Origin of the sequence: Luteolibacter sp. Populi (genome assembly GCF_040801775.1) — a bacterium.
Lineage (GTDB): Bacteria > Verrucomicrobiota > Verrucomicrobiia > Verrucomicrobiales > Akkermansiaceae > Haloferula.
Genome location: NZ_CP161812.1, coordinates 670,539 through 694,080, shown reverse-complemented (window position 1 = coordinate 694,080; position 23,542 = coordinate 670,539). Strand labels below are relative to the sequence as shown.

Sequence of the window (23,542 nt, the reverse complement as noted above, 5' to 3'; positions counted from 1 at the left end):
CTAGGACGTCTTCTTCCCGCCCCGCGCCCCGCCCGGAGGATCGCGCTTCTCCCACTCCCGGCGATCCCGCGATCTCACCGAGAACACGATCGGCACACCCGCCACCGGATTGAACTCCCGCAGCCGGTTCGAAAGATACGACTCGTAGCTCTTCGGCATCAAACTCTTGTCGTTCACGAAGAGCACGAAGGTCGGCACCGGGATGACGCTGTACTTTTCCTCCACCGCGGCGGTGGCGTAGTAAAGCTTCACGCGCTTGGCCGAGCGCCTGTCGGAGGGCGGGGGATTGAGCTGCATGGCGTCCTGCAGCATCCGGTTGAGCTTGCCGGTGCTCGGCACGTTCTGCGCGCCCTTGCGGATCTTCAGCACTTCCTTAAGCACCTGATCGACCGCTTGGCCGCTCTTCGCGGAGACCGCGACGAAGGGCGCATAGGCCAGGAAGAACAACTCGCGCTTCACGTGCTCCGTGGCCTCTTCCATCCGCGCCTTCTTGGGGGCCTCGGGATGATAGAGGTCGAACTTGTTCAGCACGATCAGGCAGGGCTTGTTCTCCTCCAGAATCATCTGCGCGATCTTCCTGTCCTGCGAGCTGATCCCCGCGGCCAGATCGACCACCAGGATGCACAGGTCGGCCCGCCGCACCGCCCGCTCGGAGCGCATCGCGGAAAAGACTTCCACCGAAGTGTCCCGCTTCGAGCGCGGGCGCAGGCCGGCGGTGTCGATCAGCGTGAACCTCTCGCCCGCGAATTCGCAGGGCAGGTCGATCGCATCCCGAGTCGTCCCGGCGATCTCCGAAACGATCGTCCGTTGGTCATTCAGAATCGCGTTGGCCAGCGAGGACTTGCCCGCATTCGGCTTGCCGACGATCGCCAGCTTGATCCCGGCGATCTCCGCCTCGGCCACGAGCTGCTCGATCTCACCGACCAGCGGCTTCAGGAATTCGTCGATCTTTTCGGTCAGGAAGGACATGCCCTTGCCGTGCTCGGCGGAGACCCGCACCGCCTCGCCGAAGCCCAGGCGCGCGAACTCGTCAGCATTCTTCGTGTGCTTGTCATCATCGACCTTGTTGACCACCAGCATCACCGGCGGCTTGGCCTTACGCAGCTTCGCGCCCAGATCGAGATCGACCGGCGTCATCCCGTCCTGGGCATCCACCACGAAGAGGATCAGATCCGCCGTCTGCATCGCGATATCGGCTTCGATCGTCACCGCTTCGGCGAATCCGTCTTCCAGCGTCCCGCCGATACCGCCGGTATCGATCAGGGTGCAGGGAATGGTGGTCGCCAGGCAGGGCGCGGAGATCCGGTCGCGCGTCACGCCCGGCTGGTCGTGGACGATCGCGATCTTCCGCTTCGCGAGGCGGTTGAAGAGCGCGGATTTCCCGACATTCGGGCGTCCGACGATGGCGACAGTAGGCATGGAAGGGGCTTTAGGGCAGCAAATCGCCGCTAGCAAGGGCTTTGCGGCGAAACCGGGAATAGCAAACCATGGATAAACACCGATGAACACGGATCCTGGGCAAGGGCCCCAATCGCCGCCGCCCCGACCTTCCACCCGTGTCAATCCTTGTTCATCCGTGGTTTCCTTCAATCACCGGCTGCCGCCGCAATTGCCGCGCAGCCTCCAAATAGTAGTTAAACGCCGACCACAGCGTGAAAACCGCCGCCACCAGACAGGGATACACCGGCGGCAGATTCCCCACCTTCAGCATCACCCAGCCGATCGCGAACATCTGCGTGGCCGTGCAGACCTTGCCCGTCCAGTGCGGCGCATAGTGGACTTCCCGCGCCGAGCGCTTCACCAGCAGGATCCCGATCCCGATCAGGATGTCCCGCACGATCACCAGCGCCGCGAACCACGGCGGGATCCGCCAGTCGTTGTCGCCCCACGGGAAAAAGCTCAGGAACAGGATCGCCGTGATCAGCAGGAACTTGTCCGCCAGCGGATCGATGAAGGCCCCGAACTTCGATTTCTGGTTGAAGCGGCGGGCGATGTAGCCGTCCACGCCATCCGTCGCGCTCGCGAACACGAAGAGCCCTAGGGCTGTCCAGCGCAGGCTTTCCTGCGGTTGACCCGCCGCCACGCTCATGCCGTAGCGCGCCACGTACACGGCGAAGACCGGCACCAGGAAGATGCGGCCGAGCGTGATCTTGCTGGCGAAGGTCATCCGCCTGATTAAAGCATGCTTTCTTAGCACGGGCGACTTCATTTCATCTTCACGAATCCCCGCCGAACGAGAGAAACCCCCACCATCCGCGTATCGCCCATCCCAAGATGCTCCGCTCCCTTTCCATCCTTCTGCTCGCCGCCGCGTCCGTCTCTGCCGGTGAACTCCGCGTCCTGTGCTGGAACCTTCATCACGGGGTGGGGGAGGACAACAAGCTCGACCTCGAACGCATCGCCAAGCTCATCGTCGAGCAAAAGCCCGACCTCGTCGCCCTCCAGGAGGTCGACAACCAGTGCACACGCAGCAAGAAGGTCGACCAGGCTGCCGAGCTTGCCCGCCTCACCGGTCTGCATGTCGCCTTCGGCAAGGCCATGGACTTCGATGGCGGTGCTTACGGCCAGGCCATTCTCTCGCGCTTCCCGATCGGCGATACCCAGGTCCACCAGCTCCCGGGCGATGGCGAACCGCGCATCGCCTTCGAGGCCGAAGTGAAGATCGACGGCAAGCCGCTGCGCATGATCACCGTCCACCTCGATCACCAGCAGGACGAGCGTCGCCTCAAGCAAGCGCAGACCCTCGCCAAGGCGCTTGAGAACCATCACGAGCCGATGGTCCTCGCCGGTGATTTCAATGCCGGCCCCGACTCCGCCGTCCTCAAGTCCTTCGCCTCCCCATGGACCGCGGTCCCCAAGCAGGACCCGAAGTTCACCTGCCCGGCCGCCGATCCCAAGTCCGAGATCGACCACATCCTCCTCCGCGGCCTCGAGCCGAAGGAACCGGCCAGCGTCCTTCCCGAAGCCGTCGCCTCCGATCACCGCCCCGTGATCGCCGTGATCAAGATGTAGCGCGGCTTTCCAGACCCGCGTTCCTAACAGGGCGACCGCACTCCTTACCCGGCGACCTTGAGCCATAGCCACATGGCGGCATAGGCGACGCCGGCGGAGGCGGGAAGGGTGAGCACCCAGGCTCCGACGATCTTGCGGACGATGTGCATGTCGATCGCGCTGAAACGCTTGGTCGCGCCGACGCCCATGATGGCGGTGGTAATGGCGTGGGTGGTGGAGACAGTCATGCCCAGATTCCCGGTGACGGCCAGGAGGGTGGCGGCGGTGGTCTCGGCGGCGAAGCCGTGGACGGGCTGAAGTTTCACCATCTTGTGGCCCATGGTCCTGATGATACGCCAGCCGCCGGCGGAGGTCCCGGCGGCCATGACCAGGGCGCAGACGACCTTGATCCACGGGGGGACATCGGGCGCGAGATCGCGGACCTTGGTGGCCATCGCTTTCAGGGGCGGCTTGCCATCCTCGACAGCCTTTGCTGCCTCGGCATCCAAGGCCTTGGGCCAGTCGGTGATCTTGACCGCGGCCATGGGTCCGAGGATCGGGATCTTGGTGAGGATCCTGGCGTCCTGGCTCGCGACATTGGCGTCGTAATCCTTCTTCACATCGGCGCGGGTCCGGGCGGCACCGGCTTCATCGCCGAGGGATTCGTGGACCTCGGCGGCGAGGGAGAGGAAGGCTTCGCGGAATTCGCCGGAGCGCATCTTGAAGCCCTCCACTTCCAAGGCAGCCGCGGTCTCCAGGGTGTGCTCATCGGCGATCACCGTGTTCAGCAGCTGCTCGGCGGCCGGGGTCTTCTCCATCTTCAGGAAGTGGAGGACATCCGGCAGTTTTTCGAAGGAGCCGGCCGTGGTCGCTGTCACCAGCGCCAGCGTGATGATCCCCATGGTTTTTTGTGCATCCGCCAGGCCGTGGGCAAAGCCCATGTAGCTGGCGCTGAAGATCTGGGCGCGGCCGAAGAAGCGGTTCACCCACATCGGCCGGGAGTTGCGTAGCAGCGCGTAGAGCAGGGTCATCACCAGAAAGCCCCCCACCAGGCCGACGACCGGCGAGCCGAGCATGGGGATGATCACCTTGTGGAAGACGCCTTCCATCACCACCTTGCCGTCCTTGATTTTCTCCTGGGACCAGATGATTGCGCCCCAGTTGTTCTGGGCATTGGCCAAGGTCGCGCCGCAAAGGCCGCCGACGAGGGCGTGGGTGGAACTGGAGGGCAAGCCCAGCCACCAGGTCAGCAGGTTCCAGACGATGCCGCCGAGGAGCGCGCAGATGATCGTGGCGGAGGTCACGAACTGCGAATCCACCAGGCCCGAGGACACGGTCTTGGCCACCGCGTGGCCGACCAGCGCACCGACGAGATTGGTCGCGGCCGCCAGCATGATGGCCTGGCGCGGCGTCAGGACCTTGGTGGAGACCACGGTGGCGATCGAGTTCGCCGTGTCGTGGAAGCCGTTGATGAACTCGAAGGCCAGGGCCACGAGGATAACGACGAGGATGAGCGTCATGTGTGGCGCTTCAAGAGTTCTTGTAGGCGATCTGCTTGGCCACGTTCCCGACGTCGCGGCAGCGGTCGAAGACCTTCTCCAGCAGATCGTTGAGATTGGAAATGATCACCACCAGCAGGGCCTCGTATTTGCCGCTGTAGAGTTCCCGCAGGGAATCGATGATCAGGCGGTCGGCTTCGCCCTCGATCTGCTGCATGCGGTCGTTGAGCTCCTTCATCTTCACGATGTCCATGCCCTTGCGGAGCGCCTGGATCATCTGGACGACCAGCGAGGTCGCCTCGTCGAGCATGGCGGCTTGGCGGTTGAAATCGACGCTGGCGATCCGGTCCTGGGAGATCTGGTAGCGCTCGACGAACTTCTCGACCGTCTTCGGGATCTTGTAGAGGGCGGTGGTCAGGGCCTCGATGTCCTCCCTCTCCAGCGCCGTGACGAAGCTTTTCACCAGCAGGTCGTTGATTTCCTGGGTGATCGCCTTGTCCTTTTTACGGACTTCCGCGAACTTCTCCAGCGAGGGTTCATTCTCGCGGCGAAGGACTAGGGTCAGATCGACGATGCTATTGCGCGCCTCCTCGGCGCTGGCGATGAGCAGGTCGAAAAAGCGGTCTTCTTTTCCGAAAAAGCGTTGGATGGAGATCATGGGAAAGGGCTTCCGCCGCGATTTGTGGCGAAAACGTCACCGGTGGCAAGCCGCGCCCTACGAATTCCCTGCCAGAGTTCCTCCGTCGCCCGAATTCCCGTGGGCCCGAGACCTTTACAATCCGCCATGTCACTGCTAACCGAAGCCCCGCCCCGCAGACGGCCCGTGACCCCGCCGATGACGCACGAAGCACCCCAAACGCCCGCTAGTGGAGACGCCGCACCCGCCGGCATCCCGGCCATCCAGATCAAGGGGGTGGACTTTTCCTATGGCGACAAGCAGGTGCTCAAGGACGTCACGCTCGATATTCCTCAGAATCAGGTGGTCGCGTTCATCGGGCCGTCCGGCTGCGGGAAGACGACGCTGCTGCGCTGCTTCAACCGGATGAACGATCTGGTCCCGGGGGCGCGGGTGACCAAGGGCTCGATCATCATCGAGGGCGCGAATATCGCTGACAAATCGATCGATCCGGTGCAGCTCCGCCGGCACGTCGGGATGGTGTTCCAGAAGTACAATCCCTTTCCCCGGAGCATCTACGACAACGTTGCTTACGGTCCACGAACCCTCGGCGAGAAGAAAAAGGCCGCGTTGGATGAAGTGGTGGAGCGGTCCCTGCGCCGTGCCGCCCTGTGGGACGAGGTGAAGGACCGCCTGCAGGACATGGCCACCGGTCTCTCCGGCGGCCAGCAGCAGCGACTCTGCATCGCCCGGACGATGGCGGTGGACCCGGAGATCATTCTGATGGACGAGCCCTGTTCAGCGCTGGACCCGATTGCCACGGCGCACGTGGAGGACCTGATCCTAGGCCTGCGGGAGCACTACACGATCGTTATTGTCACCCATAACATGCAGCAGGCGACGCGGGTTTCCGATAGCACGGCTTTCTTTTATCTGGGGGAAATGGTAGAGTACGCCGCGACGCGTAAGATCTTCGAGAATCCCAGCAACAAGCGCACTCTCGACTACATCAGCGGCCGCTTCGGTTGATTCTCATGCACTCCGATACCCCACACATTCTCCGCGAATTCGACCAAGCCTTCGCATCGCTCCGGAACGAAGTCATCGCCATGGCCGGCCAGGCGCGCCTCAATCTCGAACGCGCCATGCAGGGGCTGCTGCAGCGGGACCTCGAACGCTGCAAGGCGGCGATCGCCGACGATGACGAGGTGGACGAGGCCGAACTGCGGATCGACCGGATCGGCATGGAGACCCTGGTTCGCTTCCACCCCGTGGCCAGCGACCTGCGACTGGTGATCACCTCGATGAAGTGCGCCGCGAATCTGGAACGGGTTTCGGATCACGCGACGAATATCGCGAAGCGCGCGCGCAAGATGTTGTCACGGTCGGAGTGCGCGGAGGTTTCGTTTCTGGAGCCGCTGTATGCTCTGGCGGACCAGCAATTGCGCGACGCGATGTCGGCTTACACGGACCGGAATGCGGAGTTGGGGCAGTCGCTGCAACTTCGGGACAAGGATCTGGACAAGATGCACAAGCGGCTGATCGCGACCTTTACCTCACGCTTGGAAGAGGGTGGGGAACGGGCGGAGGATTATCTGCATTTGGTCTTCGTCGCGCGGTCCTTGGAGCGGATCGGGGATCTGGCGAAGAATATCGGGGAGGACGCGGTGTTCTTGGATCAGGCGCGGGATATCCGGCATGAGAAGTTGAATAGGCCGGTGTCGGACGAGGTGGGGGCGGAGTGAGGGTTTGAGCCGGGGGTTGCCGGGATCGACGAGGGCTCCGAAGCCCCGAAGGGGGCGGCCGGGAGATAGCCCCGGGTGGAACCCGGGGTCCTGCGGCGTAACGATTTGTGTCCCCTGAAGGGGGGGCGGGAGGACGGTCTTGATCTGGCGTTCGCAGGTGATCAATCTCTTGATCGTGTCGCAGTCTCTCGCATCGTTGTTAGTTCATCTTGTCTTCTCAACCAAGGATCGGAAGCCATGGCTCGATGATGATTTCCGTGACGATCTCCATGGTTATATCGGAGGGATCCTGGCGAGTGTGGGCGGGCGTTTGCTCGCCGCGGGGTCGGTTGTGGATCACATCCATCTTTTGATTTCGCACCCTCGCACCATTTCCCCGGCGGATCTCGTGAAGGAGATCAAGATTGGATCCTCGAAATGGGTGAAGGAGCGCGACAGAAGTTTTGGCGCATTTCATTGGCAGGGTGGATATGGGATGTTTTCGATCAGTCCGGGACATGGGGACCAGTTGGAGAAGTACATTGCGAATCAGGCCGAGCATCATCGGAAGACCACGTTTCAGGACGAATTCCGGCGTCTCCTCACACGATACGGCGTGGAATGGGATGAGCGGTACGTTTGGGACTGAAGCGGCCTCCCGGTTCCCCTTCAGGGGACGATTAGGGGGCGACACGCTACCCCGGGTTGCACCCGGGGCTGTCTCCCGGCCGCCCCTTCGGGGCTCAAGAAAAGAAACGGCCCGGCGCTTGCACGCCGGGCCGTTTGGCACCCGTTGGAAGGTGATCTTCTGCGGGGAGCGGACTCCCCGATTCGATCACAGAAGTTCGTTGAGGATGTTTTCCATGAGTTCCTGGCGACCGGAGGCGACGACGGGTTCGCCATTGCGGAGCACGTAGTCGGTGAGCTGGTCGAGGTCCAGGGAGCCCTTTTCGATTTCCGCGCCGATGCCGCTGTCCCATGAGGAGTAGCGGTTCTTCACGAAGTCATCGATCCGTCCATCGGCACGGATGGCGGCGGCGACCTTGAGACCGCGGGCGAAGGCGTCCATGCCGCCGATGTGGGCGTGGAAGAGATCGACCGGCTCGTGGGACTCGCGGCGGCGCTTGGCGTCGAAGTTCAGGCCGCCGGTGGTGAAGCCGCCCATTTCGAGGACCTTGAGCATCACCTTGGTGGTGCCGTAGATGTCGCTCGGGAATTGGTCGGTGTCCCAGCCGAGCAAGGTGTCGCCCTGGTTCGCGTCGATCGAGCCGAGGGCGTCCGCGCCGAGGGCCACGGTGAGCTCGTGCTCCATGGTGTGGCCGGCGAGCGTGGCGTGGTTGGTCTCGATGTTCAGCTTGAAGTCGCCGAGCAGGTCATACTGCCGCAGGAAGTTGAGGCAGGCCGCGGAGTCCGAATCGTACTGGTGGGTGGAAGGTTCGCGGGGCTTCGGCTCGATGTAGAACTGGCCCTTGAAACCGATCTTCTTCTTGTAGTCCACGGCCATGTGGAGGAGCGCGGCGAGGTGGTCGAGCTCGCGCTTCATGTCCGTATTGAGGAGGGTGGCGTAGCCTTCGCGGCCGCCCCAGAAGGTGTAGCCTTCGCCGCCCAGCTCGTGGGTGGCATCCATCGCGGCTTTCACCTGGGCCGCGCCGTAGGCGAAGACCCGGGCATCCGGCGAGGTGCCGGCACCCTGCGAGTAGCGGGGGTGGGAGAAGAGGCAGGCGGTGCCCCAGAGGAGCTTCTTGCCGGTGGCCTTCTGGAGACCGCCGAGGTGGGCGACCACGTCCTTGAGCGCTTGGGTGGACTTCGCGAAGTCATTCAGCTCCGGCGCGATGTCGCGGTCGTGGAAGCAGTAGTAGCCGATGTCGATCTTATCGAGGAACTCGAAGAACACGTCGGCGCGCTTCTTGGCGTTGTCGACCGAGTTGGAGTAGTCGTCCCATGGCATGACCGCGGTGCCGGGGCCGAAGGGGTCGGCCAGACCGTTGCGCATGACGTGCCAATAGGCCGCGCCGAAGCGCATGTGGTCGCGCATGGTTTTCCCTTCGATGACCTCGTTGGGATTGTAATGTTTGAACGCGAATGGGTTCTTGGATTTGGAACCTTCGTAAGCGATCTTGGGAATGTCCGGGAAGTAGGCCATGGGTGCGATCCCAATAGGCGGACCGACGCCCGGAGTCCACACCAGATTTGTGTATGATTCCGTAAGTTTGTCGCCCTGTTCCGATTCGGTGCCAGACGATGCAAAAATATTGTCTCTTGCCGTCGGTTAAACCGGACGCTGGTTTGTGACGTAATCGTCACGACCCAAGCGATTCCGCTCACCCCTGCATCTCTCTGAAAACCCCTTCAATGCGCTATTTTATCGCCTTCACGCTGCTTTTCACGGCGCTAGCGACTGTTTCAAACGCGAGCCTCATTATCAATGAGTTTTGCGCCAGCAACCAAAGCGGCATCAAAGATGGAGATGGAGATCGCCCGGACTGGGTGGAAATTCACAATCCGGATGCGACTGCGGCGGACCTAACCGACTGGTATCTCACCGACAATGCGAGCGCCAAGACGAAGTGGCGTTTCCCTGCCGTTACGATTCCGGCGGGCGGCTATTTGATCGTGTTCGCCTCGGAAAAAGACCGCCGGGTACCGGGCCAGCCGCTGCACTCGAATTTCGCTCTTAGTGCGGGCGGGGAATACCTCGGGTTGATTCTGCCGGACGGGCAGACGGCGGTGTCGGAATACAACCCCTCTTTCCCGGCGCAGTTCAGCGATCTTTCCTACGGGCCGCCTTCCAGCGAGGCTCCGGTTACCTTTTTCACCGAGAGTGCCAGCTGCCACTGGATCGTGCCAACTTCGGCGAATAGCCCGCTATCGACTTGGAAGAATACGGCCTACACTCCCACCGGCTGGAATACCGCGACCTTGGGGATCGGCTACGACACGAATATTTCCCCGCCCGATACCAGCTTCCTCAATGACATCGGGCCCGGCGGCAACAACCAGTCGATGCGAACGGTCAGGACCTCCTGCTATCTACGGGTGCCCTTCACGGTTGCGGCAGGAAGCCAGGTCATGAGCCTGAAGCTCAGGTTGAAGTATGACGACGGCTTCATTTGCTGGCTGAACGGCCAGCCGTTGATGTCCAGCGGCACCCAGTTGCGCCGCAATAGCTTCGCCGCGCCGGCGTGGGACAGCGCCGCGACGGGGAGCCATGAAGACCCGCTAGCAGTGATCTTCGAGGATTTCAATATCACGGAAAGCTCGGGCCTGCTGGTGGCGGGAGCGAACGTGCTCTGCATCCAAGGCTTCAACCAGAACCTTACGTCGAGCGACTTCCTGCTTCGGCCGGAATTGACCGGGACAGTGGCAGGGGGCGGTCCGCCCCTGCCCGCGGGCTATTTCGCGATGCCGACGCCGGGTGCGAAGAACTCCGGCGGCGCGGGTTTGGTGATCCCGCAGGAGGTCACCTTCTCGCGGAATGCGGGGACATTCAGCGGCAGTTTCAATCTGACCCTGGGTGGTGCGATCGGTGGCCAAGAGATCCGTTACACCACGGACGGCAGCACGCCGACCGCCGCTTCCGCATCCTACGCGGGGCCTTTCAGCGTCAGCGCCAGCAAGGTCGTGCGGGCGCGTATTTTTGCACCCGCGACGGGGGCGCTGGGATTCATCGGTGCCCGCCAGTATGAGCTGCTGGACGCGAACCTGGCGAGCTACGCGGCACCGGGCCAGCCCTTCAAATCGGCCCTGCCGATCCTGGTCCTGAACAACCGTGGCGGACTCGAGCTCGGGGATGCCGAGGAGAACGTCCGCATCCAGATTTATGACCGTGATGAGAGCGGCTACGCTTCCTTGGGCACTTCCGTGGCTCCGACCACGACTCTCAATGCCTCGATGAAGATCCGCGGCCGGAGTTCCGCGAGCTTCCCGAAAAAGTCCTATGGGATCGAAGTTCAGGACGAGAGCGGCAATGGCACGGATGCTGAAATCCTCGGCATGCCGGCCGGGGAAGATTGGGCGCTGATCGGATCCCACAACTTTGACCGGGCCTTCTCGCGGAATGCCTGGATCTACGAGATGAGCCGGCAGGCCGGCCGCTGGTCCCCGCGCACGCGGCTGGTGGAAGTTTTCTTCAACCAGAACGGCGACCAGCTCAGCTACGGGAATGCCGACTACCGTGGCGTCTACATCCTCTGCGAGACGATCCGGCGGGGCGAAGACCGCGTTGATATCGACGACATGGAGAAAGGGGAGACGACTTACCCCGGGGTGAGCGGCGGCTTCATCTTCAAGGTCGATTCGCCCGAGGGCGATGAGTTTTCGTGGAGGACCAACCGCAATCTGCCGCCTCCGGGTACCGGTGGGGACAATCTGGTGATCCACCGGCCGAAGCTGGCCGATCTGGCGAGTCAGCAGTCGAGCTACCTGGTGAATTATTTCCAGACTTTCGAGAATGCCCTCTACACGGAGGCGGCGGGCGGATTCAGCACGCGAAATTACCGCAACTACATCGATTCCGCGGCGTGGGCGGATCACAGCATTTTTAACGGCTTGGCCAAGAACGTCGATGCCCTGCGGCTCAGTGCGTATTTCCAAAAGGATCGCGCCGGAAAGATGGCGGCGGGGCCGCTCTGGGACTTCGACCGCTCCGCGAATTCCACCGATGGCCGCGACGATGATCCCACGTCCTGGATCGGCGGGGGAGACGCGACGAACTACTTCACCTTTGCCTGGTGGGGCACGCTGTTTGCGGATGTCGAGTTCCGCCAGACCTACGTCGACCGCTGGCAGAAGCTGCGCAAGGGTCCGCTGGCGACTGCGAACGTGAACAGCGTTTTCGAAGGATACAGGACTGAATTCAAGCCGACCGATACGGACAATCCGGCCAGCCGCGACTACACGCGCTGGTATGGCGCGGGTTCCAACAACATCACGACCGAGATCAATGCGATGAAGAACTGGTTGTCCACGCGTTCGTCGTGGATCGACGGCCAGTTTGCCTCGCAACCCGTCATCGCCCGTGCCTCCGGGCCCGTGGCGGCGGGTCTGAACACCGCGATCGGGGTGCAGGCCGGTAATTCCGTCTACTACACGACGGATGGCAGCGACCCGCGTGCGGAGGGTGGTGCCCCGTCCGCCTCGGCGACCCTCTACACCGGTCCGGTGACGATCCCGGCGACGATGAAGCTGATCGCACGCACCTTCCGCTCCGGGAGCTTCGCCATGCCTGCCACGAATTGGAGCGGCCCGGTCGAGGCGCTGTATTTGGTCAACGAGACCTATGCCGATGCGGACACGCTCCTGGTCAGTGCCATCAACTTCAATCCGCTGGGACCTGATGCCGCGGAAGCTGCCGCGATGCCGGAGGCGGAGGCCGCGGACTTCGAGTGGATCGAGCTGAAGAACATCAGCGCCGCCGCGATCAATCTGGATGGCGTGTCGCTGGCCGAGGATTCGCCGGTGGCCGCGGTCACCTTGCCCGCATTCACGCTGGCCCCCGGCGCGCGCGCGGTGGTGGTTAGAAATCCTCAGGCCTTCGCGCTCCGCTATGGCAGTGCCGCGGCCGCGCGCATCGCCGGTGCATGGTCGGGCGACGGCAGCCTCGATAACGGTGGCGACTCAGTCATCCTGCTCGAACGTAACGGCAATTTGATCGCGGAGTTCGCTTATGGTGACGATGAGGGGGACGGTTGGCCGGCGCGGGCGGACGGGGAGGGGAGTGCGATCGAGTTCATCGGCGTCGGCACGCCATTCTATGATGACCCCTTCAACTGGCAGGCGAGCACGGCGGTGAACGGCGATCCCGGCCTGACCCAGGCGGTGCCGGCCAGCACGGTGACGGTGAATGAAATTCTTGCCAATACCGACCTGCCGGCCCGCGATGCCATCGAGCTTCACAACGCGGGTGGCAGCCCGGTGGACATCGGCGGCTGGTTCCTCAGCACCGCGGCTGCAATCGAGAGCGCCGCGGACTACCGGCGCTTCCGGATTCCGGATGGCACCACGATTTCCGCGGGCGGCTATGTGAGCTTCGATGATTCCTTGTTCAGCCCCACGGGAGAGATGCCGCTCGATGGCAACCGCGGCGGGCATCTGTGGCTGCTCTCGGCGAATCCCACGACCGGCAAGCTGCTGAACTTCGAGAACGAGGCGGAGTTCACGCCGATGCTTCCCGGTGTCTCATACGGTGCTTATCCGGATGGCAGCGGCAGCTTGGCTCCGCTTGCTGCTTACACGCCGGATGCGGCGAATTCCGAGCCCCGCGTCGGCCCGGTGCAAGCTTCGGAAATCCAGTATTTCCCGGCGACCGGCACGCCCGAATTCGTGGAGATCACCAATACGGGGGCCAGCGCGGATGAGCTCGGCAAATGGACCCTGCGCGGCGACATCGACTTTGATTTCCCGGCCTCCTTCCCGATTGCCGCGGGCGAGTCGATCGTGCTGCTGTCCTTTGATCCGGACTTGCTGCCAGCTCAGGCCAACGCCTTCCGGATGCAATACGGGGTGCCGGCCGGAGGCCGCCTCATCGGGCCATGGATGGCGGGTAACACGCTGGGGAATACCGCCGGGACGGTGCGCCTGCGCCGCTTTGTGACGCCGCCCGCGGAAGAGCCCGGCTACATCGGCCTGATGATCGAGGATGAGGTGAACTACCTTGCCGCCGCACCGTGGCCAAGCACTGCCTCGGGGACCGGATCCTCCATCCGCCGCCTAGGCATTCACCATCAAGGCAGCGATCCTGCGGCATGGGCCGCCTCTACTGCGGCGCCGGGCACCGGCGCGAGCGGCTACGCAGCGTGGCGCTTCACCCATTTCCCCGTCTCCGGCGGGGGCCAGACCGAGGATGTGGATGCCGATGGCCTGCCGAACGTGGTCGAATACATGCTGGGCAGCGATCCGGATGCCTTCAACACGCTGGCCTCGTCTGTCGATCCGAACGGCGGTGAGCCGCGCTTCGTCCTGGATTACACACTGCGCAAGGATCGGGACGATGCGATCCTTTCAGTCTTGCAGGCGAGCGACTTGGAGGCATGGATTCCCGCCGTGCACGACGACTTGATCTCTACCGATGGTAGCACGGAAATGCGCCGTGCCTGGTTGTCCGTGGAGGACAGCGGCTTCCTGCGCTTGGAGGCGGAAATGGAACCATGACCGCCTTGGCCGATCCGGAATTCGACGCTTTGCTCGACGACTACCGGTTGATCGAGCAGGGCGTGGCCAGGGTCATGCAGACGGTGTGCGCTCCGTTTTGCAGCGTGTGCCCCACGCCGTGCTGCCGTACTGCCATCTGCCGGGAGGCGGCGGAGAGCCCGTTCCTTCTCGCGGTCCATGGCTCGCGCGTGACTTTCGACACGAAGGCCGGGTATCTCGGTCCCACCGGCTGCAAGCTGGGTGTCGGCCGGCCGCCGATCTGCCATGCTTTCATCTGCAACCGGATCATGAGCAAGCAGCGGGATGACGAACACCGCTATGCGCTCGACGTGCTGGGTGAGTTGGTGGGCTATCTCGGCAAGAAGGTTTGGCTCAAGAGGCATCTAGTGGAGGCCCTCGATGACGCGGACCTGAGGAAGGCAGACCGCGATTTGTTCCGGACCCGGATCGCGACGGCAACGGCGGCTCTGGAGATTCTCGAAGCCTACCTCGCCGGAGAGCGGGATCTGAAGCCTGCGGATTTTCAGGTGCTCCACGTGATCCGGAAATAGGAGGCGCGCGGTGTTTCGCCGAGATCGCCTGGAGATCACCCGTTTTTCCGCAATTCATCCGCCGCCTCGGGACCGCAATTTTTTCCTGCGACTTTGCAGCGACGAGTAAACCTTCGATGGTAGTCTGACGTGATTCGGCACAGCACAGATTTTTTCAATTCAATCCTTTCCGAATCCTTGGGCAAGCGTGAGACCACTCGCCAACTTGGTTGTCGAGTCGTCGAGCAGGCAGGTAAACTAATGTAATGTGATCCAAGATAGGTCGCGGTTGGACTGAGCCTACCTGCTTGGAACTGCGGAGCTTCCGGTATTCCTGTAATACAACGATGATGTTCCGGGCCTGCGGGGGCGGAGAGAAATCATGCGGCAGCATTACTTTTGCTGCTCGCCGATGCGTCGTGGCGCAATGATTGCTCGCCGTTGATTCGCATGGAATTATGCGCGATCAGGAGAGGTGGAATGACGGCTTTCCGTTGTTGGCTGGCGCGCCTGCTGCTACTTGCTGAATTTGTGTGAAATGATGTGAGACTCCTCTCGTAGCAGGGAGGTCCGGCAGCCTCGCTTCCGACCTGGATGATCTGAATAGGGACGTGGCCATGCGTCGCCATTTTCAGATGTCAGGGTGGTGGCGCGAATGCTGCCAAGTTAAGCCAATAATAATACAAACCATGATCAGCGAAAAGACCTGCAATCGCCCATCCGTCGGATCTGCCGACCTATCGCCGGGAGCCCGGCAACCGCTCCTTGCGGGCCTGTTCGCCGTGCTCTGCGGGATGACCCCGGTCTTCGGGCAAGAGATCGCCCAAACAGAGCAGGACGACTCGTTCTCCACCGCGAATCCGACCGGCCTGACCGCCGGGAGCAGCGGCATCAAGGTCGCTTACGGCCACACCGAGGACGGAGCCTATGCCAACGGGGACATAGATTTCAGCGGTGACTTCGATTTCTTCATGCTGAGCGCCAATGCCGGGCAGGTCATTTCGGTCGACTTGAAGAATGCCGGGATTACCGATGATTTCGATTCGTTTGTCGGAGTCTACGGCCCGGGGGAAGTCAACACGGTGGTGGCGTTCAACGACGATATCGGGAATGGGAACCGTTCGAGTAAGCTGAGCTACACCGCGGCAACCAGCGGGACCTACTATGTGGTCGTGAGCAACTGGATCAACGTGCCGGATCAGCCGGGGGGCAATTTGCCAGGGGACCCGAGCACTCCGGGATCAGGGCAGGGTCTTCCCGGCGGAACCGGCGGTCCTTATGAGGTTGTCATCGGCCTGGATGCCAATGCGCCGATCGTGGGGTTCGACACCCTTGCTTCAGTTTCAGGCAATCCCGTGCCATTGCCGCGCTTCGTGCCGGTCGTGGGGTTTGCGGGGTTCGTGCAAACGGCACCCTTCAGGATCACGAACACGGGCAACGCCGACTTGACCATCACTGCGGCAGGCTTCACGGGAACCGATGCAGCGAAGTTTGCGGTCGAGGGTTTGACCCTCCCTGTCACCATTTCCCCGAATGCCTCGGAAACCTTCACGCTTCGCTTCAACGGGGATGGCCTGAAGGCGTCCTATAATGCGACCTTGGATCTCACGAGCAACGATCCCGTCGATGCCAAACTACCCATTCTCGTCAACGGTTCGTCGGTGGACGGAAAGGGAAGCTTCACGGTTCGCCAAGTGTATGCGGCTTCAGGCACGGTCGAAAACTTCGACACCGCGGATGCCCTGCTGGCGGGGACCAACGCCGGAATTTCGGCCACGCAGTTAAGCCCCCTGATTAACTATTCCGGTGGCGATCCCGCGGGCTCCTTCGGTTCCGACCGGCGCTTTCCGGCCACTACCGGGAACGGGGAACAATTCGCCGCGCAAGCCACGGGACCGATTTTCATCCGGGAGGCGGGCTCCTACAGCTTTCGTGGTCGTGCCGACGACGGGGAGCGCCTCGTCATCGATGGCCAGGAAGTCTTCAGGGGCACCAACGTCAACCTGCCTGCCTTCGGTGCGATCGAACTGACCGCGGGGATACACAATCTCGAATACACCATGTATGAGAATGCCGGCGGGGACAATATGGAGCTCTCGATCTCGCAGAAGCCGGGGGATTACTTCGCGAATGAGGAAACGACCTGGCAGTTGGTCGAGGCCTACAGCCCCGACACGGATAGCGATACACTGCCCGACCAGTATGAGACCAACAATGGCCTGGATCCCGGGTCGGCCCTTACCCCGAACGGTGCCGGTGACGATTTCGATTCGGACGGCCTCAGCAATTTGGGCGAGTATGTGCTCGGGACCAAGGCGAACGATCCTGACACGGACGATGACCTGCTAAGCGACCTCGTGGAAACCGATACCGGCGTTTGGGTGAGCGCCACCAACACCGGTAGCGATCCGCTGGTCAAAGACACCGATGGTGACGGCTTCCTGGACAACGTGGAAAATCTCGACCTGCCCACCACGGGCCCGGGTCAGCCGGGAACGGATCCGAACAAAGCCGATACCGATGAAGACGGTTTCAGTGACCCCCGCGAAGTGGGCGTCGGCACCGATCCGAAGCTCGCCTCGAGCTTTCCGCCGGCGACCTTTCCGGCTTTGTTGACCGATAACTTCGACGGTGTGGCGCTGAATTCGACCTATGCCTTCACCACAAGCGGCGGCGGTTTCACACCTCTTGTCACCGCCAGTGGTGTCCCCGCGAACCTGCAGGCGATCGAGATCACTTCCGCGACCAACAGCAACAACAACTCGGTGGCGTGGAACAAGGTGGCCTCTGCTCCGATCGTCGCGCTGCGCTTGAACTTCGACTTCCGGATCAGTAGCCCGCTCCCGGAAAGCGCCACGGCTGACGGGATCGGCATCGGGCTTTTCCGAACCGCGACCTACGGCGAGACCGGCGCCAACAATCCGGCCGCGACCGGGCCGAAGAATTGGGAAGACCCCAGCGGGGCAGGCGGCATTCCGGACGCGCTTGCCTTTGGATTCGCTCACTTCAATAGCGCCGTGCGGATGATCGGTCCGGCCGCTCCTACCGCTCCACTTGTGGCGTTGGTTCCACCCTTCGCGCTCAACTCGAACCAGTTCCATCGGGCGACGGTCACGATGTATACCAATGTCTTCGGCGGCACTTATGTCAGCCTGCAGATGACCGAGGATGTGAATGGCGCGGCCACGGTGCATCAGATCTTTACCGACGTGCTGGTGCCCGGCTTCGATCTGCCGAACGAGTCCTTCCGCCTGATTGCCGGCGGCCTGTACGGGCGGATTCAACGCCCGGCAGGACATCGATAACGTTGCGATGAGCGTTCTGACTTCATCCACCGGACCGACGCCGATGATCTCCATCTCGCATGTCGGGACCCAGAAGACGGTGACCTACACGGGTGTGCTCCAGTCCTCCCCGGACCTGCTCACGCCGTTCGCCGACGTGCCCGGGGCTACCTCGCCCTATGTCATTTCGGGTGCAGCACCCGCCAGGCAATTCTACCGGGCACGATAGGCCGGATGGATTCTTGGATCGATTGATCAAGCCCCGGTTGCGTCGTCACGACGTAGCCGGGGTTTCGCTTTACAGGTATCAGCTCTTCCGCAGGGCGATCACGCCATACTTCGGGCTGAAGACCCAGGCGGCGAGGAACATCACGCCCAGCAGCATCACGATCACCGGCCCGGGAGCGAGCCGCATCCAAGCTGCGAGAAGAACCCCGCCGACGGCACCCACTGCACCCAGCGCACCGCCGCCCCAGAACAAAGCCGAGGTACGGTCCGTGAGCAGGGAGACTGTCGCTGCCGGGGCGATCAACATTCCCACCGAAAGCACGCAGCCGACCGCCTGAAGGGAACTGACCAGCGACAACACCAGCAGGGTGAACTGGAGGTAGTGCATGAAGCGCACCGGCACGCCTTGGGCGGCGGCAACGTTCGGTTCAAAGAGGGTCAGAAGGAGCGGCCTCATCAGGAGATTGGCCGAGATCAGGGTGAAAGCACCGATCCAGAAGGCGATCTGCAGATCGCCATCGCCGACCGCCATGATGTCGCCGAAGAGCCAGTGCTCCAGCTCTTGCCGGGTATCGAGCCGGGGCAAGATCGCCACGCCGGCCGCGAAGGCGGAGGTGTAGATGACCGCCAGCGCGGTGCCTTGCGCGACCCGGTTGCCGCGGGCAATCGCCACCGAGCCGAGGCCGACCATCAGCGCCGCGAAGAGGGCTCCAACGAAGGCGCTGGCCTGCGTGAGCGCTCCGGTGAGGAGAATCCCGAAGGCGATCCCCGGCAACATGGTGTGCGAGAGAGCGCTGACGGAAAGGGCATTCCGTCGCAGCACCACGAAGCCGCTGAAGAAGCCATTGGCGAAGCCGATGAGCAACGCCGCGGCGAGTGCGCGCTGGTAGAAGGGATTGGAGAAGAGGTCCAAGGCGCTCAGAGGTCGGAGGTAACGGGCTGGGGCGCGGCACGGTCCTCCGCATCCGTGATGTGCCCGAAGGCGAGGTCGAGGTTGCTTGCGCCGAGGATTTCGGCGGCAGCACCGAATCCGACCGGCCGGGTGTTCAGAAGCAATGCCTCATCGAAGAGCCGAGGCACGCTGGCGAGATCGTGATGGGATGCCACCACCAAGCGGCCTTCATTCGCCAGGCGCTCTAACAAGTCACCGAGTTGCCGCGAGGCATTCCGGTCGAGCCCGGTGAAGGGTTCGTCTAACAGAAGCACGTGTGCTTCCTGCGCGAGCGCCCGGGCTAGGAAGGTCCGCTGCTGCTGGCCGCCGGAGAGTTCGCGGATCTGGCGGCGCTGGAGGTCGAGCAGATCCAGCGAGGCCAGCGCATTGTCGACCGCGGCATCGTCCTTCGCCGTGAAGCGCCCGAACATGCCGGTCTGCGGATAGCGTCCCATCTCGACCAGGCCGCGGACGGTGATGGGGAAGGACCAATCGACCTCCTCGCGCTGGGGAAGGTAGGCGAACTCCCGCGACCAGCGCTTCACGGCGGAACCGCGCCACAGGATCTTGCCGGCGCTGCGCGGGACCAGTCCGGCGATTGCCTTCAGGAGCGTGCTCTTGCCCGCGCCGTTCGGCCCGACCAAGGCCACGCGATTGCCGCAGGAGGTGGCGAAGGAGACGTCCTCCAGCGCGAGAGTGTTGCGATAGCGCACCTGAAGGGCGTCGATCACCAACTCGTGGTGATGCGCGTGGTGGGCGCAGCAGTCGTGGTGTTCGTCGCTCATGGTTCCCAGATGTCGTCGATGTCGCCGGAGGAATCGAAAACGTGTTCGAGTGTCGGCTTGCCGGGTATCTCGAGCCGCAGCTTGGCGAAGCGGTGGCCGGGGGAGTTGTCGGTCCATGCCACGCGGAGGGAGATGACCGGGTGATCGCCGGGAACTTCCAGGCTGCCCGAGAGGGTGGTCGCGGGAGCCGCACCGGCGTCGAGGGAGATTTCCTTCGCGGTGCTGGAGAGGAAGAGTTCGAAGCTGGCTTTCTTGATCTCGACCGGGGCTGCGGCGGGTTCCTCCTTGTCGACGGGCGCTTGGACCGAGCGTGAGTGGGTCAGGCGCGCAAGGGCGAGGCCGGTGACCAAGAGGGCGGCTAGGACGATCAGGGTGCGTAGTAGCGGTGAGCCGCGCATCGACGAGCGATCCTTCGCGCAGGAGGAGCGCAGTTGCAAGCGATTTGCGTTTGAGGGCCTTGGGGCCGTCGAGCGCCGGATACGCCTGCCCCCGGTGCTTGCAGTCCCCTTCCGTGATTCCCGCGAAGCCCGTCTCCTCCGACCACCTCAACTCCGGCACGGGACAGGAGCTCGCTCCGTCCCGTGCAAAAGAAGTTCCCCCTTCTTTCCTTTTTCCCCCTTCTTCCCCTTCTTCTATTTGTGCCGTGAGTGTGCCGTCAGTGTGCCGCGAGTGTGCCGCGAGTGTGCCGCGAGTGTGCCCTTTTCGTCCGCGTCGATTCCGTAAGTGCCGTATTCAAGGATAGTTATCACCTCTCCGAAGTGTTCCCTTTCCGGCTCTCTTCCCCGCGCGATCAGCTTCTCATCTTCGGATAAACCCGGGAAGAAACGCACCCGTGCCGTGCGCCAGCGGTCGTGGCTGAAGAAGTTCCGCTGGAGTTGGAGGTGACCGATCAAGGTTGCAGCATGAGGTGGAAATGCAGTTTTGTCTATTGCAATGCACGCAAATGCATGGTGAAATGCATTTATCGCTTTGCCGGAAGCACCCCTTCGACGCCGCTTCCTTAAGCCGCTTTCCGCCGGTGTGTTATTCGCTTCGCTCCGCCTCATCCACCGGTTGACGAGAATTCATACCCATTTCGCTTCCCCATTGGTGCGCTTTGAGCGACACCGCCGTTCTGCCATGACGAACCCGTTTCGCGAAGACCTCGTCTCCCGGTCGCGCCCGGAGCCTTGCACCGTCGTCATCTTCGGTGCCACCGGAGACCTGACCCACCGCAAGCTGGTGCCGGCCATCTACAATCTCGCGGTGGACGGCGAATTGCCGCCGGGAGTGAAGATCCTCGGCTTCGCCCGGCGCGAGAAGTCGGATGAGGAATTCCGCAAGGGATTGGAGGAGCTCAACCGCAAGGTTTCGCGCTCCGGCCACGATGACGCGCTGTGGGGCAAGTTCGTGGAGAATATCCACTACCATAAGAGCGAGTTCGACGAGGCCGATGGCTACAAGCGCCTGGCCGAACGGCTCGATGCGATCGACCGCGAACGCGGCGGGAAGGGGAACCGGCTGTTCTACATTGCGAGCGCGCCGGAGTTCTTCGACGTGATCCTGGAGCAGCTCAAGGAGGCCGGCCTGAACAAGTCCAAGGACGGCTGCTGGTCACGGGTGATCGTGGAGAAGCCCTTCGGGACCGATCTCGCCACCGCCCAGCACTTGAACAAGGTGGTGAACAAGACCTTCCAGGAGAAGGACACTTACCGGATCGACCACTATCTCGGCAAGGAGACTGCGCAGAACATCATGGTGCTGCGCTTCGCCAATGCGATCTTCGAGCCGCTCTGGAACAATCGCTACATCTCCCATGTCCAAGTCACCTGTGCCGAAAACCTCGGGATGGAAGGCGGCCGTGGCGGTTACTACGACACTGCCGGCGCGCTGCGCGACATGGTGCAAAATCACCTCTTGCAACTGCTCAGCCTGATCACGATGGAGCCGCCGACCGATCTCGGGGCCGACGGCGTGCGGGATGAGAAGGTCAAGGTCATCCGCTCGCTGCGCCAGTGGGACACCCCGGAGAAGGTCGCCCAGAACGTCGTCCGCGCGCAGTATTCCGCCGGTCATGTCGATGGCAAAACGGTTCCCGGCTACCGCGAGGAAGACCGGGTCGATCCCGAGAGCATGACCGAGGCCTACGTGGCCGTGCGCCTGATGATCGATACCTGGCGCTGGAGCGGCGTGCCTTTCTACATCCGCATGGGCAAGCAATTGCCGAAGAAGGCGACCGAGATCTCGGTGCACTTCAAGGCTCCGCCCTGCGTGCTCTTCAATGCCCTGCCCGGCGGCGTGCCCGGGGCGAACGTGCTGGTGATCCGCATCCAGCCGGACGAGGGCATCTCGCTGCGCATGGTCTCGAAGATTCCCGGCACCAGCCTGCGCCTGGAGCCGGTGAAAATGGACTTCCACTACGCCACCAGCTTCGGCAAGGGCAGCCCGGAAGCCTACGAGCGCCTGCTGCTGGATGCGATGGCCGGCGATGCCACGCTCTTCGCGCGGCGCGACGAGGTGGAAGAGGCTTGGAAGTTCATCGACAACATCGAACATGCCTGGCACCAGAGCGACAATCCGCCGCCGATGGCGCAATACGTCGCCGGCACCTGGGGCCCGAAGGAGGCCGACGAACTTTTGCAGCAGGACGGCAATTCATGGCGGAGGTTGTGACGTGGGACGACGAGCCCGCTCTCGATTTAAGATTTAGAATTTGAGATTTAAGATCCGCGCAGCATGGCAACTCTAGAGATGCATCCCGAACTCGGTCGCGAAGTGCCGATCGGTTCGATCGACAAGGAACTGCGCAAGCTGTGGGACGAAGACGAGGCGCGTACGAATGCCTCGCTGATGAACCTGGCGGTGTATTCCGAGGAACCGGGTTCGTTGGAGAAGAACTCCGCGGCGGTGCGCGAATTGACGACCGAGCATGCCTGCCGGGCGCTGCTGATCGGCATCGATCGCACCGCTCCCGAGGCTTCGATCCGCGCTTGGATCACCGCGCATTGCCACCTCCTGCACGGTCAGAAGTCGGTGTGCTGTGAACAAATCTCCTTTGCCCTCACCGGCAAGGCCACCGGGCGCCTGCGGAATACCGTCTTCGCCCACCTCGCCTCCGATCTGCCGCTGATTTTCTGGTGGCAGGGCGAACTTACTCCGATCTTCGAGGACCGTCTCTACAGCCTCGTGGACCGCTTCGTCTTCGATAGCGCCGAATGGGCGAATCCGGTGGATTCCTTCGCCACGATCTCCGCCGCCGTGGCAGGCGCGACCCGCGAACTGGTGGTGCAGGATCTGGCCTGGACCCGGAGCTTTCAATTCCGCGTTTCCGTGGCCGCGCTGCACGACGACCCGCTGGTGCTTGGCGCGCTGCCAAAAGTGGATACGGTGGAGATCGTCTACCATCCCGCGCACCGCAGCACCGCGCTCCAGATGCTCGCGTGGCTGGCAGTCCAAGCCGGTTGGCGGGACGGCATGGAACTTGATCTGGCCGTGGTCCGCCGTAGCGGGACCAAGGAGGGGTTTTCCTTCGAAGGCCCGGCCGGCAAGGCAATCGCCGCCACTCTAACAGCCGACGGATCCTCGGCTCCGCTCGGTCTCGTGTCCCTGCAGGGCGGGGGAGTGGAGGCTGCCGTTTCCCGGGAGGCGGATGCGCCTTTCCTCACGCGGCGGATCAGGACCGGCAAGCACGTCACCGAATCGCCCGGCCCGGTGGATCCGGACAATCAGGTCGGATTGATCGGCGAGCAACTGGCCCGCGGTGGCAAGAACTCGCTGTTCCAGAAGATCCTGCCGAAGTTCCAGCAGTTGTTGGAACGTTGAGCGG

18 protein-coding genes are annotated in these 23,542 nt (G+C 62.7%); 10 read left to right on the top strand and 8 right to left on the bottom strand.

What is annotated here, in order from left to right; all coding sequences use genetic code 11:
* Entirely contained in the window at positions 1 to 1,419 is a 1,419-nt protein-coding gene (der, locus tag ABWK72_RS02750) for a ribosome biogenesis GTPase Der (protein WP_367873249.1), read from the bottom strand.
* 151 nt (positions 1,420 to 1,570) lie between these two features.
* Positions 1,571 to 2,167 (bottom strand): CDP-diacylglycerol--glycerol-3-phosphate 3-phosphatidyltransferase, encoded by a 597-nt coding sequence (pgsA, locus tag ABWK72_RS02745; RefSeq protein WP_367873248.1) that lies wholly within the window; start codon positions 2,165 to 2,167, stop codon positions 1,571 to 1,573.
* Positions 2,168 to 2,274: 107 nt separating this feature from the next.
* On the opposite strand from pgsA, the gene ABWK72_RS02740 reads away from it, so the two are divergent.
* Positions 2,275 to 3,012 carry an endonuclease/exonuclease/phosphatase family protein gene (locus ABWK72_RS02740; RefSeq protein WP_367873247.1) on the top strand — a complete coding sequence of 246 codons (738 nt, stop codon included), beginning with the start codon at positions 2,275 to 2,277 and terminating at the stop codon, positions 3,010 to 3,012.
* A 44-nt stretch (positions 3,013 to 3,056) separates the two neighbouring features.
* Here ABWK72_RS02740 and ABWK72_RS02735 read toward each other — a convergent pair whose 3' ends face one another.
* Both ABWK72_RS02735 and ABWK72_RS02730 read right to left on the bottom strand, forming a co-directional pair.
* Complete coding sequence (locus tag ABWK72_RS02735; protein ID WP_367873246.1) at positions 3,057 to 4,511, bottom strand: anion permease; 1,455 nt, start codon at positions 4,509 to 4,511, stop codon at positions 3,057 to 3,059.
* Between the two features lie 10 nt (positions 4,512 to 4,521).
* Entirely contained in the window at positions 4,522 to 5,148 is a 627-nt protein-coding gene (locus ABWK72_RS02730) for a DUF47 domain-containing protein (protein ID WP_367873245.1), read from the bottom strand.
* A 126-nt stretch (positions 5,149 to 5,274) separates the two neighbouring features.
* Here ABWK72_RS02730 and pstB point away from each other — a divergent pair, with 126 nt between their 5' ends.
* The 3 genes from pstB to tnpA all read left to right on the top strand — a co-directional run bounded on the left by pstB (position 5,275) and on the right by tnpA (position 7,479).
* Positions 5,275 to 6,135: a phosphate ABC transporter ATP-binding protein PstB gene (gene pstB / locus ABWK72_RS02725; RefSeq protein WP_367873244.1), complete on the top strand. Its 861-nt coding sequence runs from the start codon at positions 5,275 to 5,277 to the stop codon at positions 6,133 to 6,135.
* A 5-nt stretch (positions 6,136 to 6,140) separates the two neighbouring features.
* On the top strand, positions 6,141 to 6,851 hold the full coding sequence (gene phoU / locus ABWK72_RS02720; protein WP_367873243.1) for a phosphate signaling complex protein PhoU: 711 nt from the start codon (positions 6,141 to 6,143) through the stop codon (positions 6,849 to 6,851).
* Between the two features lie 157 nt (positions 6,852 to 7,008).
* A complete protein-coding gene (gene tnpA / locus ABWK72_RS02715) occupies positions 7,009 to 7,479 on the top strand; it encodes an IS200/IS605 family transposase (protein WP_367873242.1) in 471 nt (156 codons plus the stop codon).
* Positions 7,480 to 7,665: 186 nt separating this feature from the next.
* On the opposite strand, the gene xylA is transcribed toward tnpA, so the two are convergent.
* The gene (xylA, locus tag ABWK72_RS02710) at positions 7,666 to 8,973 is read right to left on the bottom strand and encodes a xylose isomerase (RefSeq protein ID WP_367873241.1); all 1,308 of its coding nucleotides are present in this window, start codon (positions 8,971 to 8,973) and stop codon (positions 7,666 to 7,668) included.
* Between the two features lie 209 nt (positions 8,974 to 9,182).
* Between xylA and ABWK72_RS02705 the strand changes: the two genes are divergently transcribed.
* The 4 genes from ABWK72_RS02705 (at position 9,183) to ABWK72_RS02690 (ending at position 18,022) form a co-directional block, all read left to right on the top strand.
* Positions 9,183 to 13,979, top strand: coding sequence for a lamin tail domain-containing protein (locus tag ABWK72_RS02705; protein WP_367873240.1), 4,797 nt, complete (start codon positions 9,183 to 9,185; stop codon positions 13,977 to 13,979).
* Positions 13,976 to 14,530 carry a hypothetical protein gene (locus ABWK72_RS02700; protein WP_367873239.1) on the top strand — a complete coding sequence of 185 codons (555 nt, stop codon included), beginning with the start codon at positions 13,976 to 13,978 and terminating at the stop codon, positions 14,528 to 14,530. Before ABWK72_RS02705 ends, ABWK72_RS02700 begins: the two co-directional genes overlap by 4 nt.
* Before the next feature lie 668 nt (positions 14,531 to 15,198).
* The gene (locus ABWK72_RS02695) at positions 15,199 to 17,814 is read left to right on the top strand and encodes a PA14 domain-containing protein (protein WP_367873238.1); all 2,616 of its coding nucleotides are present in this window, start codon (positions 15,199 to 15,201) and stop codon (positions 17,812 to 17,814) included.
* A 7-nt stretch (positions 17,815 to 17,821) separates the two neighbouring features.
* On the top strand, positions 17,822 to 18,022 hold the full coding sequence (locus ABWK72_RS02690; protein WP_367873237.1) for a hypothetical protein: 201 nt from the start codon (positions 17,822 to 17,824) through the stop codon (positions 18,020 to 18,022).
* 78 nt (positions 18,023 to 18,100) lie between these two features.
* Here ABWK72_RS02690 and ABWK72_RS02685 read toward each other — a convergent pair whose 3' ends face one another.
* The 3 genes from ABWK72_RS02685 to ABWK72_RS02675 are packed head-to-tail and all read right to left on the bottom strand — an operon-like array spanning position 18,101 to position 20,135.
* Positions 18,101 to 18,934 carry a metal ABC transporter permease gene (locus tag ABWK72_RS02685; RefSeq protein ID WP_367873236.1) on the bottom strand — a complete coding sequence of 278 codons (834 nt, stop codon included), beginning with the start codon at positions 18,932 to 18,934 and terminating at the stop codon, positions 18,101 to 18,103.
* Positions 18,935 to 18,939: 5 nt separating this feature from the next.
* The gene (locus ABWK72_RS02680; RefSeq protein WP_367873235.1) at positions 18,940 to 19,737 is read right to left on the bottom strand and encodes a metal ABC transporter ATP-binding protein; all 798 of its coding nucleotides are present in this window, start codon (positions 19,735 to 19,737) and stop codon (positions 18,940 to 18,942) included.
* Entirely contained in the window at positions 19,734 to 20,135 is a 402-nt protein-coding gene (locus ABWK72_RS02675) for a hypothetical protein (RefSeq protein WP_367873234.1), read from the bottom strand. Before ABWK72_RS02675 ends, ABWK72_RS02680 begins: the two co-directional genes overlap by 4 nt.
* 721 nt (positions 20,136 to 20,856) lie before the next feature.
* Here ABWK72_RS02675 and zwf point away from each other — a divergent pair.
* Together zwf and ABWK72_RS02665 are read left to right on the top strand one after the other, a co-directional pair.
* Positions 20,857 to 22,389, top strand: coding sequence for a glucose-6-phosphate dehydrogenase (gene zwf, locus ABWK72_RS02670; protein ID WP_367873233.1), 1,533 nt, complete (start codon positions 20,857 to 20,859; stop codon positions 22,387 to 22,389).
* Between the two features lie 63 nt (positions 22,390 to 22,452).
* Complete coding sequence (locus tag ABWK72_RS02665) at positions 22,453 to 23,538, top strand: glucose-6-phosphate dehydrogenase assembly protein OpcA (RefSeq protein WP_367873232.1); 1,086 nt, start codon at positions 22,453 to 22,455, stop codon at positions 23,536 to 23,538.
* The last annotated feature ends 4 nt before the right edge of the window (positions 23,539 to 23,542 follow it).

Coding starts and splice junctions, on each gene's coding strand:
- der (WP_367873249.1), bottom strand. CDS start 1,419: ATGCCTACTGTCGCCATCGTCGGACGCCCGAATGTCGGGAAATCCGCG.
- pgsA (WP_367873248.1), bottom strand. CDS start 2,167: ATGACCTTCGCCAGCAAGATCACGCTCGGCCGCATCTTCCTGGTGCCG.
- ABWK72_RS02740 (WP_367873247.1), top strand. CDS start 2,275: ATGCTCCGCTCCCTTTCCATCCTTCTGCTCGCCGCCGCGTCCGTCTCT.
- ABWK72_RS02735 (WP_367873246.1), bottom strand. CDS start 4,511: ATGACGCTCATCCTCGTCGTTATCCTCGTGGCCCTGGCCTTCGAGTTC.
- ABWK72_RS02730 (WP_367873245.1), bottom strand. CDS start 5,148: ATGATCTCCATCCAACGCTTTTTCGGAAAAGAAGACCGCTTTTTCGAC.
- pstB (WP_367873244.1), top strand. CDS start 5,275: ATGTCACTGCTAACCGAAGCCCCGCCCCGCAGACGGCCCGTGACCCCG.
- phoU (WP_367873243.1), top strand. CDS start 6,141: ATGCACTCCGATACCCCACACATTCTCCGCGAATTCGACCAAGCCTTC.
- xylA (WP_367873241.1), bottom strand. CDS start 8,973: ATGGCCTACTTCCCGGACATTCCCAAGATCGCTTACGAAGGTTCCAAA.
- ABWK72_RS02705 (WP_367873240.1), top strand. CDS start 9,183: ATGCGCTATTTTATCGCCTTCACGCTGCTTTTCACGGCGCTAGCGACT.
- ABWK72_RS02700 (WP_367873239.1), top strand. CDS start 13,976: ATGACCGCCTTGGCCGATCCGGAATTCGACGCTTTGCTCGACGACTAC.
- ABWK72_RS02695 (WP_367873238.1), top strand. CDS start 15,199: ATGATCAGCGAAAAGACCTGCAATCGCCCATCCGTCGGATCTGCCGAC.
- ABWK72_RS02690 (WP_367873237.1), top strand. CDS start 17,822: ATGAGCGTTCTGACTTCATCCACCGGACCGACGCCGATGATCTCCATC.
- ABWK72_RS02680 (WP_367873235.1), bottom strand. CDS start 19,737: ATGAGCGACGAACACCACGACTGCTGCGCCCACCACGCGCATCACCAC.
- ABWK72_RS02675 (WP_367873234.1), bottom strand. CDS start 20,135: ATGCGCGGCTCACCGCTACTACGCACCCTGATCGTCCTAGCCGCCCTC.
- zwf (WP_367873233.1), top strand. CDS start 20,857: ATGACGAACCCGTTTCGCGAAGACCTCGTCTCCCGGTCGCGCCCGGAG.
- ABWK72_RS02665 (WP_367873232.1), top strand. CDS start 22,453: ATGGCAACTCTAGAGATGCATCCCGAACTCGGTCGCGAAGTGCCGATC.